The 16,525-nt window shown below is 47.0% G+C and carries 14 protein-coding genes; 1 reads left to right on the top strand and 13 read right to left on the bottom strand.

Translation table 11 applies throughout. From position 1 onward, the window contains the following. Nucleotides 1-3: 3 nt before the first annotated feature. The 11 genes from mutS to BT127_RS05265 all read right to left on the bottom strand — a co-directional run bounded on the left by mutS (nt 4) and on the right by BT127_RS05265 (nt 12,894). A complete protein-coding gene (gene mutS / locus BT127_RS05315) occupies nt 4-2,625 on the bottom strand; it encodes a DNA mismatch repair protein MutS (protein WP_075423990.1) in 2,622 nt (873 codons plus the stop codon). 24 nt (nt 2,626-2,649) lie between these two features. After that, a complete protein-coding gene (locus tag BT127_RS05310) occupies nt 2,650-3,258 on the bottom strand; it encodes a hypothetical protein (protein ID WP_075423989.1) in 609 nt (202 codons plus the stop codon). A gap of 12 nt (nt 3,259-3,270) precedes the next feature. Continuing rightward, the gene (locus tag BT127_RS05305) at nt 3,271-3,675 is read right to left on the bottom strand and encodes a YlbF/YmcA family competence regulator (RefSeq protein ID WP_075423988.1); all 405 of its coding nucleotides are present in this window, start codon (nt 3,673-3,675) and stop codon (nt 3,271-3,273) included. 25 nt (nt 3,676-3,700) lie between these two features. Further along, the gene (locus BT127_RS05300; protein WP_075423987.1) at nt 3,701-4,486 is read right to left on the bottom strand and encodes a hypothetical protein; all 786 of its coding nucleotides are present in this window, start codon (nt 4,484-4,486) and stop codon (nt 3,701-3,703) included. Between the two features lies 1 nt (nt 4,487). Then, nucleotides 4,488-5,879, bottom strand: coding sequence for a tRNA (N6-isopentenyl adenosine(37)-C2)-methylthiotransferase MiaB (gene miaB / locus BT127_RS05295; protein ID WP_318257158.1), 1,392 nt, complete (start codon nt 5,877-5,879; stop codon nt 4,488-4,490). Nucleotides 5,880-6,071: 192 nt separating this feature from the next. After that, nucleotides 6,072-7,118, bottom strand: a complete 1,047-nt coding sequence (locus tag BT127_RS05290) for a leucine-rich repeat protein (RefSeq protein WP_075423986.1) — start codon at nt 7,116-7,118, stop codon at nt 6,072-6,074. A 254-nt stretch (nt 7,119-7,372) separates the two neighbouring features. After that, nucleotides 7,373-8,623, bottom strand: a complete 1,251-nt coding sequence (locus BT127_RS05285) for a leucine-rich repeat protein (RefSeq protein ID WP_075423985.1) — start codon at nt 8,621-8,623, stop codon at nt 7,373-7,375. Nucleotides 8,624-8,744: 121 nt separating this feature from the next. Next, complete coding sequence (locus tag BT127_RS05280) at nt 8,745-9,905, bottom strand: FtsW/RodA/SpoVE family cell cycle protein (protein WP_075423984.1); 1,161 nt, start codon at nt 9,903-9,905, stop codon at nt 8,745-8,747. Between the two features lie 39 nt (nt 9,906-9,944). Further along, nucleotides 9,945-11,492 carry a YifB family Mg chelatase-like AAA ATPase gene (locus BT127_RS05275; protein ID WP_075423983.1) on the bottom strand — a complete coding sequence of 516 codons (1,548 nt, stop codon included), beginning with the start codon at nt 11,490-11,492 and terminating at the stop codon, nt 9,945-9,947. Between the two features lie 14 nt (nt 11,493-11,506). Then, nucleotides 11,507-12,259: a hypothetical protein gene (locus tag BT127_RS05270; RefSeq protein WP_075423982.1), complete on the bottom strand. Its 753-nt coding sequence runs from the start codon at nt 12,257-12,259 to the stop codon at nt 11,507-11,509. A gap of 101 nt (nt 12,260-12,360) precedes the next feature. Continuing rightward, entirely contained in the window at nt 12,361-12,894 is a 534-nt protein-coding gene (locus tag BT127_RS05265; protein WP_075423981.1) for a TetR/AcrR family transcriptional regulator, read from the bottom strand. Between the two features lie 192 nt (nt 12,895-13,086). Between BT127_RS05265 and glgB the strand changes: the two genes are divergently transcribed. Beyond that, nucleotides 13,087-14,877, top strand: coding sequence for a 1,4-alpha-glucan branching protein GlgB (gene glgB / locus BT127_RS05260; RefSeq protein WP_075423980.1), 1,791 nt, complete (start codon nt 13,087-13,089; stop codon nt 14,875-14,877). A gap of 140 nt (nt 14,878-15,017) precedes the next feature. On the opposite strand, the gene BT127_RS05255 is transcribed toward glgB, so the two are convergent. Both BT127_RS05255 and BT127_RS05250 read right to left on the bottom strand, forming a co-directional pair. After that, a complete protein-coding gene (locus BT127_RS05255) occupies nt 15,018-15,977 on the bottom strand; it encodes an SPFH domain-containing protein (RefSeq protein WP_075423979.1) in 960 nt (319 codons plus the stop codon). Between the two features lie 53 nt (nt 15,978-16,030). Further along, nucleotides 16,031-16,462, bottom strand: coding sequence for an NfeD family protein (locus BT127_RS05250; protein ID WP_075423978.1), 432 nt, complete (start codon nt 16,460-16,462; stop codon nt 16,031-16,033). Nucleotides 16,463-16,525: the final 63 nt, after the last annotated feature.

Here is a 16,525-nt window from a genome sequence, read left to right as displayed (position 1 = left end):
CTGTCAGTTATTGATTATTTTCAGCATATCCTGAAGCAGACTGCGGCATTCTGCATCGGAGAGTTCGTCTATATTGGTGCGTTCAAGCATATCAAGTGCGGATTCACGGCTAACTGCGCCGAAGCTTATCTGTCCGCTGTTGTCGGAAGGTGCGTTTGCGGCTTCGGAGCGGTGAGCGGCTTCCATTTCTTCAAGAAGCTCCCTTGCACGGTTGACTACCTTTGCGGGAAGTCCCGCAAGCTTTGCAACGTCCACGCCGTAGCTTTCGTCCACTCCGCCGCGGACTATCTTTCTGAGGAAGCGGATAGTACCTCCGTGCTTGTTTACGGCTATACTGTAGTTCTTCACGCCGTCAAGTTCGTTCTCAAGACCGATGAGCTCGTGATAGTGGGTAGCAAAAAGCGTCTTGCAGCCGAGTTTCTTGCTGCTGCATATATGCTCCGCAACTGCACGGGCGATGCTTACACCGTCGAATGTGGAAGTACCTCTGCCCACCTCGTCCAGTATGACAAGACTTTCGGGGGTAGCGTTTTTGAGGATGTCCGAGACCTCGCTCATTTCGACCATGAATGTGGACTGACCTGCTGTAAGGTCATCGGAAGCTCCTACACGGGTGAATATCTTGTCCACTACGGATATCTTGGCAGAATCCGCAGGTACGAAGCAGCCTATCTGAGCCATGAGGACTATAAGTGCGGTCTGACGCATATACGTGGATTTACCCGACATATTAGGACCTGTTATTATAGCCATCCTGTCGTTCTTTGTGTCTATGTAAGTATCGTTAGGCACGAACATCTCGTCCTTAAGCATAAGCTCGACAACGGGGTGTCTGCCTGCCTTGATATCGATAGAGCCGTCAATGGCGATATCAGGCTTTACGTAGTTATTTCTCAGTGAAACGTCCGCAAAGGAGCAGAGAACATCCACCGCAGCCACAGCGGAAGCGGTCTTCTGTACAGCTTCGAGCTTGGTAGCAAGGAAATCACGGACCTCTGCGAATATATCCGCTTCAAGGGAGAGAGCCTTGTCCTTTGCACCGAGTATCGAGTTCTCGGCGTTTTTCAGCTCCTCGGTGATGAAGCGCTCTGCGTTGGCAAGAGTCTGCTTGCGTATCCAGCCTTCTGGGATGAGGTCATAGTAGGAACGTGTAACTTCAAGATAGTATCCGAAAACACGGTTGAATCCTATTTTCAGGTTCTTGATGCCTGTAGCTTCTTTCTCGCGCTGTTCTATCTCGTCGATAATGCTCCTGCCGTTGTTCATGATATGGCGGAGACTGTCAAGCTCCTCGTTGAAGCCTTCACGGATAACACCACCGTCCTTTACGGATACGGGAGGCTCGTCCATAATAGCATTTTCCACCAGCTTGACTATTTCATCGAGAGTTGATATCTCGCTGTTGAGCCTGGTGAGCAGCTTGGAATTGTCAAGCTTTTCGAGTTCCTGTTTCAGCATGGGAAGCTGAAGGGCAGTAGCGGAAAGTGCCTTAAGGTCACGGGGATTTGCGGACTTGTACATTACTTTGGTCATAAGTCGCTCCAGATCGTATACACGGTCCAGAAGGTCCGATATATCGGCGAGTACAACAGATTTTTTATAGAGTGCGTCCACGGCATCCAGGCGTTCGATTATCCTTGCGGGACTCTTAAGGGGCTGTTCTATCCAGTTTTTCAGCAGACGGCGTCCCATAGAGGTCTTTGTGGAATCGAGAACCCATAAAAGTGAGCCTTTCTTCTCCTTGTTCCTGAGAGTCTCGGTAAGTTCGAGATTGCGCCTTGCATTCAGGTCCAGTCCCATATAGGCGTCACCGTTGAGAAGCTCTATAGAAGTGAATCGTGATACGGAAGTCTTCTGCGTATCACGGATATAGTCGAAAAGACCGCATACAGCAGCGCAGTCCGCACCGTTCTCGGATATGCCGAGCATGGAAACTGAATCGACTCCGAACACCTCGGTCACTATATCCCTGCGCTGTTCGGGAGAGAAGCATACGCTGTCACGGAGAGTTACCGCACAGTCAAGACGTACTTTCACGAACTCGGCAACGGTCTTCATAGAGAGGAAGCTCTCGGGGAAGATTATCTCGGCAGGCTGACAGCGTGAAAGCTCGTTTATAACGCCAGCCTCCATGTCCTTGCCCTCGTAGAGACTGAGTGCAGCCTCACCTGTTGAGATATCTGCCGAAGCCACACCGCAGGCATGGTTTTCTTCGTCGTAGAAGATACTGCATATATAGTTGTTTCTGCCGTCGTCGAGCATACTGCTCTCGGTGAGCGTACCGGGAGTTACAACACGTATAACATCACGTACAACAATGCCCTTTGTTTCTGCGGGATCGGTTAGCTGTTCGCAGACAGCTACCTTGAAGCCCATATCTATAAGGCGCTTGATATACATATCAGCCGCATGATACGGAACTCCGCACATAGGGGCACGTTCTTCAAGTCCGCAGTCTCTGCCTGTAAGGGTAAGCTCCAGCGCTTTAGAGACGATGACAGCATCATCGAAGAACATTTCGTAGAAGTCTCCGAGGCGGAAGAACAGGATACAGTCCTTATACTTATCCTTTACCTCGAAGTATTGCTGCATCATAGGTGATATTTTACTTCTGTCTATCTCCATGGGTTCAGCTCCTTTAGCTAAAGATTATGTGTTTAACGAATGTTTCAGGAAATACAGTATAAAAGCAGCCGCAATGGCGCCACATGTCAGAACACCGACCATTATCCATTGTCTTTTCTGGACGTTTTCGTAGGAATCGCCGTTATCGTCAATTAGTATACCGCATTGTTTTGCCCAGTTTACGAGTTCGATGCAGCCGTCGCAGGACTTGCTGACAGTGGCTATTACTTTTCCGCCTGATATTATCTTAAGGTTGTTCAGTGAAGCACGTCTTATCTCGGTGATATCGCTGTGGTGATAGGTTTTTTTGTTTATGGTGATACTGTCACCGTTGACCTCTGCGATTATCTTCTTTTTCATCAAAGCAACAGTTATCGTGTTGCATATCACAAGGATGAGCATCGTTGTGAATACTATTAACCTGAAAGGGTTCGAGCCCTGTTCATGCGATAAGGTGCGTATAATAAGCGGCACTGTACAGGCTATCAGCAGATAGCTTACTGAATCCGTATTCTTTATGTTTTCCTTGGAGTGCCTTACTGCGAACTGATAGGGCACTTCACCGGGTACATCTGATGTGATAGCGTTGTTTACTTCGCTTATTCTTTCAAATATTTTTCTGTTTTCATCCATAGCTTTATTTTATCAGCCGCAGCCGCCGCATGTAGAGCAGCTTCCTGTACATCCCTGTGAAGGCTCACATGTCTCCGGATCCTCGCCGTTAGCGCACATAGTGATTATCTGGTTCATATTGTTGACCAGTGATTCGAGTGCGTTCTGAGCGCCTGTGAATACGATCATATTTCTGTTGGACATTATCTTCTGATAATTGCCCTTGATGCCCTGATCGAGCTCCTTGATGCGGTCGGTATCCTTATCCTCCTTGCACATCTCCTTGTTGAGCTCGCTTCTCATTTCGTCGAAGCCTGTGATAAGAGCCTGAAGCTCTGCATCGTTGTCGTTTGCCTGTTTAGCAAGTGAGTAAGCGATATAACGGTCGTCGTTCTGAAGAGCCTTTCCGAGCTCTCTTGTCATTTCTATAATATCCATTTTAAAATTCTCCTTTAATATTTTATCAGCGTATAAGATCGAGGTAAAGACCGGTCTTTTCCTCGTATGATCCGTCCGAGTGGTATACGTATGAAGTTATCTCACCGTTTGCGTCGAATCTCCATGCACCTACGAAGTCCATACGCTTTATACCCTTTTCTTCAAGGACTTTATCGTAGGTATCGTCATCGTTTTCCAGCGTAAAATCATAGTGGTCGGTCTGTTCAAGAGTGCCGTTTATCCAGTCGCAGTACATGATGCTTGCCGAACCCATATGTCCCCATAACAGGACGAATTTGCCTGTATTTTCATCATAGCAGAAGCTTGTATGTCCGCCGCCGAAGATGCCGAGGTCCTTAAGCTCACATTCCTCATCCACTGTGTAGATGTGTATCTGATAGTCAGCCTCGCAGGTGCCGTACTTGAACAGCAACTCGGGAAGTCCGTCCGCATCAAGGTCACGGAGCGCATATTCTATGCTTGCGTTTCCGTTGTTATCTTTTCCGACCTCTTCAAAAACACGGCTGACCTCAGCCTGATACAGTGCAGGGTACATATCCATGCGTCCGCCTGCGGAAACATTACCGTCAGGTTCGGAGGAAGCAGCAGCTTCGGTCGGTTCAGCTTCGGTCACGTCAGGGAAGGTCTCGGCTTCGGACGAAGTTTCTGCTTCTGTTACGGTTTCTTCGGATGAAGCTGTCTCGGTCGATACAGTTGACTGTGAACTATCGGAAGAAGAGGAGTTTATCGTTCGTCCACAGCCTCCCATTATAACAGTTGTAAAGCACACAAGTGCCAGAAATTTCTTCATTTTATGCGTTTCCTTTCTTTATGCGACCTGTAACAGCCCAGTTCATAGCGTCTGTTATCTCGACATCCACGAACTGTCCGATAAGAGAAGGATCTCCCTCGAATTCAACGATGATGAATTCGTTGCTTTTACCTGTAAGGAAGCCCTGCTTTTTCTTTGAGACATCGTCCGCCAGAACACGCATAGTCCTGCCGATGAAGCGTTTATAGTGCTCTGTGGATATCTCGCGCTGGACTTCAAGGAGTTTACGCATACGCAGTCCCTTTTCCTCATCGGTCACGGGATCGGGCATCTCGGCAGCTTTAGTGCCTGAGCGTTTGGAATATATAAAAGAGTAGATATTGTCATATCGCACTCTTTTTATTATATCAAGAGTAGCCTGAAAATCCTCATTTGTTTCATCAGGGAAACCAACGATGAGGTCGGTCGTGAGTGAGAAATCGGGATCGATGCTGTAGATATAGTCCACGGTCTCGAGGTACTTTTCAGCGGTATAGCGGCGGTTCATTCGCCTGAGAACGTCACTGCTTCCGCTCTGTACGGGAAGATGCAGATGCTTTGCAACCTTATCGCAGGCAAATATAGTGTCGATTAGTTCTCTTGAAGCGTCCTTCGGGTGAGAGGACATGAAACGTATGATGAAGTCGCCCTCGATATCGTTGAGACTTCTGAGAAGCTGAGGAAAGCTTATAGTGTCATCAAGGTCGTTGCCGTAGGAGTTGACGTTCTGTCCAAGAAGCATTATCTCCTTGTAGCCGCTGCGGACGAGTCCCTCAACTTCGGAAATGATATCCTCGGGACGTCTGCTTCGCTCTCTGCCGCGGACGTGAGGAACTATACAATAGGTGCAGAAGTTGTTGCATCCGAACATTATCGGCACGGATGCCTTGAAGGGACTTTCTCTCACCTGTTCGACCTCTGCAGAGAAGTCGTCATATTCCGCTATATCGGCGGCAAATTTTCTGCCGTGGAGCACTTCGAGAAGAAGCTTCGGCAGAGCATTTATCGCGGAAGTTCCCACTACCAGTTCAACCTGCGGATAGGAGCGCTTAATTTTCTCGGCAATATGGCTCTGAGCTGTCATGCAGCCTGCAACGCCGATAATAAGCGAAGGTTTCAGTTCTTTCAGCTTTTTCATGCTTCCGATGATGCCGAAAACTCTGTCCTCGGCGCTTTCACGGACAGCACAGGTGTTGAGTATGATAAGGTCAGCTTCGTTTTCGTTATCCGTGAAGCTGTAGCCTATTTTTTTTAGAACGCCTTTTATCTTTTCTCCGTCCGAAACGTTGAGCTGACATCCGAAGCTTCTTACATAGGCGAGTTTCTGTCCGCCTGACAGCAATTCGGACAGTTCGTTTATGATAAGGGTATTGTCGTTAAGGATAGCGACCACTCCTTTATTTATTATTCCTCATTTAGTTTTCCGCATTATAACAGGCGATTAGTGCGTACTTATTAATTATAACATATTTTATATCCCGTTTCAAGCGTTAGGGCAAAAAAATGCGTATATACAAGACAAAAGGGACACTTCTGAGTCATTGAAACAGAAGCGTCCCGAAAAAAACATATTGTCAGTCTGTTATCAGAACTTGAAAGAAACGGGCAGACGTGATACGATCTGTGCATCGTACTGCTGTATAGTCATGGCATCCATAGCTGATATACCGCCGCCGAATTCGTATACATCTCCGTTATAACGAGCCTGTTTGGAAAGAGGGTACTTTGATGCATTGGCAACGTACTGAAGTATAGCAAGCGCATCGTTTAGAGCGACATTTCCGTCGAGAGTTGCATCGCCGGGCTTATACTTGAACCAGTCGAATTTGTCATCTTCCGGAGAAGGTGCGGTAGGAGGCGGCGGTGCTGTAGGCTGAACAGGCTCTGGTGCTTTTGTGGTGGTAGTAGCTTTTACAGTGGTAGTTGTCGGCTTAACTGTTGTGGTAGTAGTTGGCTTTGTTGTAGTTGTAGTGGTTCTGGTGGTCGTAGTTGTTGTGGCTTTTGTGGTGGTAGTAGTGACCACAGGTGCCTCTATAGCAGTATATTCGAGTTTGTATTTAGTCGCGAATTTTGCTGCAAGTGAATCTTTGGGAGCATATATCTTTGCTGAGGATATAGTATCTTTAGTTCCGATTATCTCGGTATTCATGCCGCTTACGTACAGTTCTCTCAGGCCTGAGTTTTCAAAGGCGTGATTGCCTATGAACTCACAGCAGGCAGGGACCTTTATCCTTGATATTGAACTGCAACTGACAAAAGCGTAAGCCGCAATATATCTGATGCCGTTGGGGATATTTATCTCGGAAAGACTGGTGCAGTTTGCGAAAGCAACTCGTCCTATGGAGGTCACACTTTCGCTGAGGATAACTCTGTGTATCTCCTGACGCTGATTATACCACGGAACATATTCTGCAGTATCCCATGTATACATATCTCCTGAACCGGATATTGTAAGTGTTCCTCCGCTTAGCTCCCATGTCAGGTTTTCACCGCATTTTCCAGAAGTTGCCGTATTTACGGAATCTGCCTCAAGCTGAGGCATGTCTAATTCTGCATTTGCAGACATAGGAGAAATGGTCATAGTTATCCCGAGCGCTGCTCCTAACAGGAGTGATATTGTACGTTTAAACATATTGATTATCCTTTACTATTGAAATAGTCTTCCCCAAAACTCCCTTCAATAAATACATTATATAACAAAATATACAGAATGTCAACAATTTCTTTGAAATTTATTCGGAATTTTTTGTGAAAATAAAAACACTCCAGCCGATAACAGTGGAGTGTTTTTGTGCAAATTATAAAAATTGCCTGTTATAGTATATTGTTTGGACGTTTTACGTCTTAATAATTAAGAAATAGCCTGTAAATTAAATAGCTGACAGCTTATTTCAGGTCTTCAAGATAGGATTCAGGAAGAGAAGTAATCAGCTTGGCATCATACTTCTGTATGGAAAGTGCATCCATAGCGGTTATACCGTCGCCCTTGCAGTAAACATCTGCATTTTCCACTCCCTGAGGACTTATTTCATATTTCTTGCTGTTAGCCACATGCTGAAGTATGAGAAGTGCATCCGCAAGCTCGACTCTTCCGTTTGCGTTGGCATCACCTGCAAGATATACTCCTTCGGTTGCCGAGACTGTAGTTGGTTCAACAGCTGATGTTGTGATAGTTAATGTAGTTGTAACAGGTTCGGTAGTTGTTGCAGGTATAGTTGTTGTAGCCGGGAGCGTTGTAGTGGTTATTGTCGTAGTAGCAGGACTGGCAGAAGTTGTTGTTGGAATTTCTGTTACAGTCGTTGTTACAGGCACTGCTGTAGTAGTCACAGGTACGGTAGTTGTTGTAACAGGAGCCGAAGTAGTAGTAGTTAATGTAGTTGTAACAGGTTCGGTAGTGGTTGCAGGTATAGTTGTTGTAGCCGGAATTGTTGTAGTGGTTATTGTAGTGGTAACAGGCTTGGTGGTATTTGTTGTAGGTATTGTTGTTACAGTTGTTGTAACAGGCAGTACTGAAGTAGCAGGTTCTGAAGGTGCGGTTATCGGAGAGAAGCTAAGCTTGAATCTATTTGCATATTTTTCTGCCTTTGAGCCTTCAGGCGCATATATCGCCGCATTGTTAACTGTAGTTGCTTTATTGACTATTTCTGTATTTGCACCTTCTATCACTATAGACTGAAGTCCCGAATCCATAAAAGCCGAACCTCCGATAGTTACAACTGATGCAGGTATGGTTATCGTGTGAAGCGATGTACACTTATGGAACGAATAGGCTGCAATCATTGTAACTGTAGATGGTATTTGGATGCTTGACAGGTTTGTGCAGCCCGAAAAGGCACATCTTCCTAATTTTGTCAGGCCTTCACTTAGTATGATATTGTTTATTTCTGATGCACGGTCATGCCACGGAACGTACTCTGCCGTCTCCCAAAGGTACATATCTCCCGAACCCGAGATAGTCAGTGTGCCGTCTTTGAGAGTCCATGTAAGGTTATCTCCGCACTTTCCGGAATCGGCAGTATTCAGGCTGTCAGAAGCGGAAATGTGATCGGTGAGGTTTGCAGCCGAAACAGGAATATTAGCGGCAGCAGAGGCGATAAGTGCAGAACAAAGCACTGCAGGTAAAACGATTTTTTTCATATTTTTCTCCTTTACATAATATTATTTGCCGTATATTGGCAAATAATATTATACATCATAATAGATTTCAAGTCAATAAACATTAAATAAAAAATAAAGCGCCCCTGAGGACGCTTTAGTATTATTCATCATTATCATCATAGAAAACGTTGTATGTCACAGCACGGTGACTGTAGGTGCTGAGCACGAGGCCGATGACAACGTACATTGAAAGCATGGCAGTACCGCCGCCGCTGAGGAAGGGAAGCGGAACACCGATAACAGGGGCAACTTTCAGTACCATGCCGATATTCATAAGGCAGTGGGTGAAGAAAAGACCGAAAGCGCCCATGCAGATGAACCTGCCGAGACGGTCGCGTGTGATACGGCTGTCTGCGAAGACCTTAAGGCAGATATAGGCGAGGACAATGAGTACGCCCAGAGAGCCTATGAAGCCGAAAACCTGTCCAACATGAGCGAAAATGAAATCGTTGTGAAGCTCGGGGACGTATATATATTCATCCGAGTTTGCGAAGAGTCCCTTGCCGAAAACACCGCCTGATTTTATCGCAGCAAGTCCGAGGTCCTGTTGATACTCTATGTTTTCGGGATCGGTGCCGGGGTGGAAGAGTATCAGGATACGTTCCTTATGGAACTGGCTGAGGAAATTGAACCACATGACTGCTACGACTCCCGCAATTGCAAAAGGAGCGATAGCAAGGTACTTCCACGATATCTTGGCGGATATCAGCATGAATCCGAAGATAGCCGCGAAAACGATAGCTGTACCGTAGTCGCCCTGCAGTCCGACGATACCGATAGGTATGCCGCCGTGAAGCAGAAGAAGGAGCATGTGGAGCGGTTTGTTCATATCCTCCTCATCCTTGGAAAGGTGGTAGGAGAATGTAAGTATAAAGGCAATTTTCATGATCTCCGAAGGCTGCATACTGATACCGAAGATCTTGATCCAGCCCTGGTCGTCAGCGCCTTCACGCTGATAACCGAGCGATGTGAAGGTCAGAGCCACGAAGCCGATAGAGACAATTGCAAAAAGCGGCCAGAATTTTACCAGCTTGCGGTAATCTATGAATGATATTATAAAAGCGGCGAATACACCCATTCCCATAGAGACGAGCTGGGTTATCCAGTAGCTGTTTCCGACGCCTTCTATCTCGCTGATACCGCTTCTTGCTATCGAGTAGATGAGAAGCGTACTGATAGTGGCGCATATTGTTACAGCAAACAACAGACCTATATCTACACTGTGTTTGCTGACAGATAGTTTTTTAAAGACCGAACTCATTTTTACCTTCCTTTTTGTTCTTTATTTCTGTGTGATAGTTCAGACATTCAGCTGAGTGCTTCCGTCGGACCAGTATTTCCTGTCGAGACTGCGGTACTGTGCAGCAGCGGCGATATGGGGACGGTGTATAACTTCGGAGCCGTCAAGGTCTGCGATAGTTCTTGCAACTTTAAGTATCCTGTCATAGGCACGGGCACTCAGTCCGAGGCGGTCGAATACGCCTTTAAGCATCTGTTCTGCGCTGTCGTCCATGGGACACATCTCCTGAAGCTTATCGGGAGAGATAAGTGCATTGCAGGTTATGGAAGTACCCTTGAAGCGTTCTGTCTGTATTTCTCTTGCGGCAGTTACACGCTTGCGTATCTCTGATGAGGGTTCTTCATGAGCTTTTGAGGAAAGGTCCTCGAACTCCACGGGAGCCACCTCGATATGCAGGTCGAAGCGGTCCAGCAGAGGACCTGATATCTTTGAAAGATAGCCTGCGACCTTTTTAGGCGGACAGATGCATTTTCTCTTTGGATGTCCGAAATAACCGCAGGGACACGGGTTCATAGCACCAATCAGCATGATGGTGCAGGGGTAGGTCACAGTGCCTGAAGCTCTTGCGATAGTAACCTTTCTGTCCTCAAGGGGCTGACGCAGTATCTCCAGTGTACGGCGGTCGAATTCTGCAAGCTCGTCCAGAAAGAGGACGCCGTTATGGGCGAGTGAGACCTCTCCGGGATGAGGTACAGTACCTCCGCCTGCAAGACCTGCGGAGGAGATAGTGTGGTGAGGCGCTCTGAAGGGACGCTTTGTTATTATCGGTTCATTGGGATCAAGAAGTCCCGAAATGGAGTGTATCTTAGTAGTTTCGAGAGCTTCCTCGAAGGTCAGGGGAGGAAGTATCGAAGGGATGCGTTTTGAGAGCATGCTCTTTCCGCTTCCGGGAGAGCCTATCAGCAGGGCGTTGTGACCTCCTGCGGCAGCTATCTCCAGCGCCTTTTTAGCGGATTGCTGACCGCGTACATCTGCGAAATCGAGTATCTCGTTATAAGCGGCATCAGGCGGAGCGTAGTGGGTGCAGGGAGTCATAAGCTCCTCTCCGCGGAAGTGACGTATAAGTTCTTCTGCGGTACTTACAGCGTAAATGTCGATACCGTCGATGACCGAAGCCTCCGAGGCATTATCGGCAGGCACGAAAACCGACTTCACACCTGTTTCCTTTGCCAGCATGACCATAGGGAGAACGCCGTTTATCCTGCGTATATCGCCGTTAAGGGATATCTCGCCGATGAATGAACAGCCTTCGGGGATATCATCTATCATACGCATTGCACGGAGTATAGCCATGAATATAGCCATATCGTGTACCGAACCGCTCTTTTTTGTGTCGGCAGGAGCGAGATTTACCATTACAGAAGCCACAGGAAAGCTGATGCTGCAAGCTCTCAGGGCGGAGCGTATCCTTTCACGGCTCTCACGCACGACCGCATCGGGCAGTCCCACGATGTCGAACTGCGGATTACCTCGGCTTATATCTATCTCAACGTCAACGTTGAATGCATTCAGACCGAATAGTCCGAGACTTGAAACTTTTGCGAACATATAATACCCTCCTGTCAGTATAGAGAGGAAACATCATCGCTTCCGCCTTCGGGGATGAAGAAATCGCCGTTATCATCGTACATCTCGTTGGGAAGCACTGTAGGCAGGTCGTCCATATCATCCATGTAAGCTGTGGTGCGCTTGCTGTATCTGTCAGTAGTTGCAGAGGATGTTTCTGAAGCGCTGACAGACGGGCGTTCCCTGTCCGGGGAAGCTCCGCGGCTTTTTTCGTAAGCGTCCTTCGTATATCTTGAAGAGTAGGTAGGATGCTCCATATACTCTGTATAGTGTATACTGAAATGTGGATAGCCCTCTGTGTGCTTAAGAGTCTCGTAGTCTGATGAGTCCTTCAGGGCGTGACGGCAGAAGATAACTCCTAACAGACCTGTGAAAAATGTTATCACGCATCCGGGGATAGTGCCTGTGAAAAGACTTGCACCTGTGATAATAATGTATATCATCAGCAGTACCGCATCAAAGGACTTGTTCTTTCCGAAGCCGAGTGCGGCAAGAAGTGACATACCTACGATCTCGACACATTGTATGAATATCGGCAAAAGCTCCGCCTGACTTCCGAAAATTGACGGCAGCCACGAAAATACAGGCATTTCAATTCCTGTAAAAGAAAAGATGATGAGTATCAGTCCCGAGACAAGCGTATATCCGAGAATGACAGAGCTTCTATGTTCGATCTCGGTCTTTTTTCCGAGACAGGCAGCATAATGGCTGTGATCAGGTCTTTCTTCTATTGTGGTATCTGTCTTCAAGTCAGCACCTCCTGCACATAAATCAACACATCTATTATATCATCTTTTGGACAGATTGTAAATAGTGTATCATCAATAACCGTCGCAAGACTGTCATTCAGCTATTCGTAGAGCTTCACTATGCTGTCCGAAAGCTTTTCAATAAGCTGCATAACGGGACGTATGCCCTGATCGCAGAACCGCATGTAGGTGTAGTAACCGCCGCATATGAGATATGTCATCATCATATTCTGTTCCATGTCGGGGACGTAGTCGGGGTAGGCAGTACGTATGACGGCAGTAAGCTCCTCCGAGAAAAGAGTGACGAAGTTACTGCTTCGGCTGCCCTCGAAAAGGAGCTTGATAAGCTGTTCGTTTGCGGCGAGTGAGTCGCTCATTTCCTTGATGAATCGGCGTGTATCGCGGAAAACATCCTCGGGGTGCTGAATGCCGTTCATGCAGGACCTTACAACGTCACGTTCGAGGGTTTCCGAGAGGTCGTAAATATCATGGAAGTGGAGATAGAAGGTAGCTTTGTTTATTTCTGCAAGTGCGGACAGTTCCTTGACGGATATTTTTTCCACCGGCTTTTTCGAGCGGAGCTGAAGAAAGGCGTTGATGATGCTTCTTCTTGTTTTGTGAGTACGCAGATCCATAGATATCTCCTTTTTCGACAATTTTAAACATGTGTCTATTAATAGACTGATGTTAAAGAATGACCATTGATTTATCCGCCTATACACATATAATAAAGGTATAAGGCGGTTATTGACTACACATTAATTATATATCATGATGTCTTTAATGTCAATTTTTTTGCAGGATTCCGCCGTGACAGGAGTGATGAGATGGATATATACGGCTTTTACAAGGGCGAGGCTTTCTCCGCATACAAGTACCTCGGCGCACATATAACTGCGGAGGGCGTTGTTTTCCGCACCTATGCTCCGAACGCTTCGAGAGTATCGGTTATAGGCGATTTCAACGGCTGGGACGATACTCCCATGAACCCAGTGGCGGACGGACGTTTCTATGAGATACTATGCCCCGATGTTACCGAAGGTATGCGCTATAAGTATCGTATATACGACAGACAGGATAATTTCATCGACCACTGCGATCCCTACGGTTTCGGCATGGAGGTGCGTCCGGGTACCTGTTCCGTGGTACGCAGTATAAGCGGATATCGGTTTTCGGATGAAAAGTGGCTCTCACACCGTTCGGACTGCCGTGACAAGCCGCTGAATATATACGAGGTGCATTTAGGCTCGTGGAAAAGAGTTTCGGACGAGGACGAGAACGGTTGGTATACCTATTCCGAGATAGCGGATATGCTGATAGAGCACGTTCTTGAATGCGGATACAATTACATCGAATTCATGCCCCTTAGCGAGCATCCTGCGGATGAATCATGGGGATATCAGATAACGGGATTCTTTGCGCCGACTTCACGTTACGGAACTCCCGCACAGCTTATGGAGCTTATCGATAAATGCCACAGAAACGGCATCGGAGTTATCATGGACTTCGTACCGTTTCACTTTGCGGTGGATCACTATGCCCTTACCGAGTATGACGGTACTCGTCTTTACGAATTCCCCGATGACGAGGCGGCTTACAACGAGTGGGGAAGCAGGAACTTCATGCACTCAAAGGGGGAGGTTCGTTCCTTTTTGCAGTCCTCGGCTAATTACTGGCTGGAGGAGTATCATGTGGACGGACTTCGTATGGATGCGATACGCAATATGATATACTGGAACGGCAAGGAATATCTCGGTGAAAACCGCTATGCGATACAGTTCCTTAAGGACATGAACAGCGGACTTAAAGCAAGGCATCCCTCTGTACTTCTTGCGGCAGAGGACTCATCATCCTATCCGAAGGTCGCCGCACCTGTGTTTGACGGAGGACTTGGTTTCGACTATAAATGGGATCTTGGCTGGATGCACGATACACTTGAATACTTCCAGAGCGCACCGATGTACAGGACAAGGGACTACCATAAGCTCACCTTTTCCATGCTGTATTTCTACAACGAGAAGTACATTCTTCCCCTTTCCCACGATGAAGTAGTACACGGAAAAGCCACGATAGTACAGAAGATGAACGGACAGTACGAGGCGAAATTTCCGCAGGCAAGAGCTTTGTACATGTACATGATCGCTCACCCTGGCAAGAAGCTGAACTTCATGGGAAGCGAGTTCGGACAGCTAAGGGAGTGGGACGAAAAACGTCAGCAGGACTGGGATATGCTGAAATATCCCATGCACGATTCATTCATGGAGTATATCAAGCGGCTGAACTCCATATATCTTGAAAATACCGCACTTCATTACGACTATGATCCCACTAATTTTGAGTGGGCGGACTGCGTTTCAATTGACAGGTGTGTGTATGCGATACGCAGGAAAAGTGCTGAAGGCGACATTCTTGCGGTGCTTAATTTTTCAGACTGGTACCAGTTTGATTACACGGTAACGATAGGCGATGAATACGAAGCGGAGCTTCTCCTGGATTCGGACGATCAGCTTTACAGCGGAACGACTCCACATGGTGAAACTAAGTTTGTTCAGGAGGGCGGAGTTCTGGAAATGGATATACCGCCGTTCAGCGGAAGAATGTTCCTGCTGAAAAAATAAGATGCGGGGCTTTGCCCCACACCCCACCAGAGGCTCTGCCTCTGGACTCCGCTAAAGGGTTGTAAAACCCTTTAGAATCCCGAAAAAAAGCCATAGTACCTTTTAAAGGTACTATGGCTTCATGTATTTATTGCAGTATGTTATTTTTCAATTACGCCCTTGATGCCTGCTGCAAGACCTGCAAGGCCCTGTATCTCGCTTGGGATAATGATCTTTGTAGACTGTCCGTCAGCGACCTTAGCAAGTGATTCAAGTGACTTGAGCTGGATAACTCTCTCACTCGGGTTAGCGTCATTGAGCTTAACAAGGCTCTCAGCAAGTGCCTGCTGAACCATTTCGATAGCCTTAGCTTCACCGGTAGCCTCGAGTATCTTCTGCTCTCTTACAGCGTCCGCACGGAGTACCATAGCCTGCTTTTCAGCCTCTGCTTCGAGGATCTGAGCCTGCTTCTTAGCCTCTGCACGAAGGATCTGTGATTCCTTTTCACCTTCTGCAACGAGGATCTGTGACTTCTTGTCACCCTCTGCCTGAAGTATCTTCTCACGGCGCTCACGCTCAGCCTTCATCTGCTTTTCCATAGCGTCCTGTATCTCACGAGGAGGCAGGATGTTCTTGAGCTCAACGCGGTTTACCTTGATACCCCAGCGGTCAGTAGCCTGATCGAGGATAGAAGTGATCTTTGTGTTGATAACATCACGGGAAGTAAGTGTAGCATCGAGCTCCATCTCACCGATGATGTTACGAAGAGTAGTAGCTGAAAGGTTCTCGATAGCTGCGAGAGGTCTTTCAACACCGTAGATATACTGTTTAGCGTCTGTAACCTGATAGAACACAACGGTATCTATCTGCATTGTAACGTTATCCTTGGTGATAACGGGCTGAGGCTTGAAGTCTACAACCTTTTCCTTCAGTGAAACACGGCCTGCGATGCGGTCGATGAAGGGAACGAGTATGTGAAGACCTGTTTCCCACTCAGCGTAGAATGAGCCGAGACGCTCGATTACGAAAACGTGAGCCTGCGGAACGATCCTGATGCTTCTGATGATGATGAACAACAGGAAAATGATGACCACAGCAATAACGATCCTGAAAAAATCCATAGTTAATTCCTCCAAAACAAAATGTTTTTATTCCTCCCTGCCGGGAGAGTTTATTAATCCTTAAGCTCTACAACGAGCTTAGCGCCCTGAACCTGAGTAACGGTAACGATACTTCCTTTTGGGATGACTGAGCTGTCTGAAGAAACTGCGCTCCAGTCAACGCCATTGAGAGTAACACGTCCTGTACCGTTATCCTTGTTGATTTCCTCGATCACGACCGCATTCTTGCCGACATCAAGTTCTGCATTTGTAGAAACATGTTTAGCTTTACGGTGTTTCTTCATAAACGGGAAGGTCAGTGCAAGGAAGAAAGACGAAGAAATGATGAAGATCACAAGCTGACCGAACGTGTTTATATCGAAGAAATAGCTGCATATCATAGTAATGAACGCACCAAGTGCGAACCAGATAGATACGAGCTGGACCGTAGCGACTTCGGCAATAACGAATACAACGATCATAATAGCCCAGAACAGTACACCCATAGAAGCGCCCCCTTTCGTAAGATCACAAGAAGTGTGATAAGGTTAAGATGACTTTGAAATAAG

Origin of the sequence: Ruminococcus sp. XPD3002 (assembly GCA_900119535.1) — a bacterium.
GTDB lineage: Bacteria > Bacillota > Clostridia > Oscillospirales > Ruminococcaceae > Ruminococcus > Ruminococcus flavefaciens_H.
Note: the sequence above shows the minus strand (reverse complement) of the source record. Positions and strands in the feature narration are given on the sequence as shown.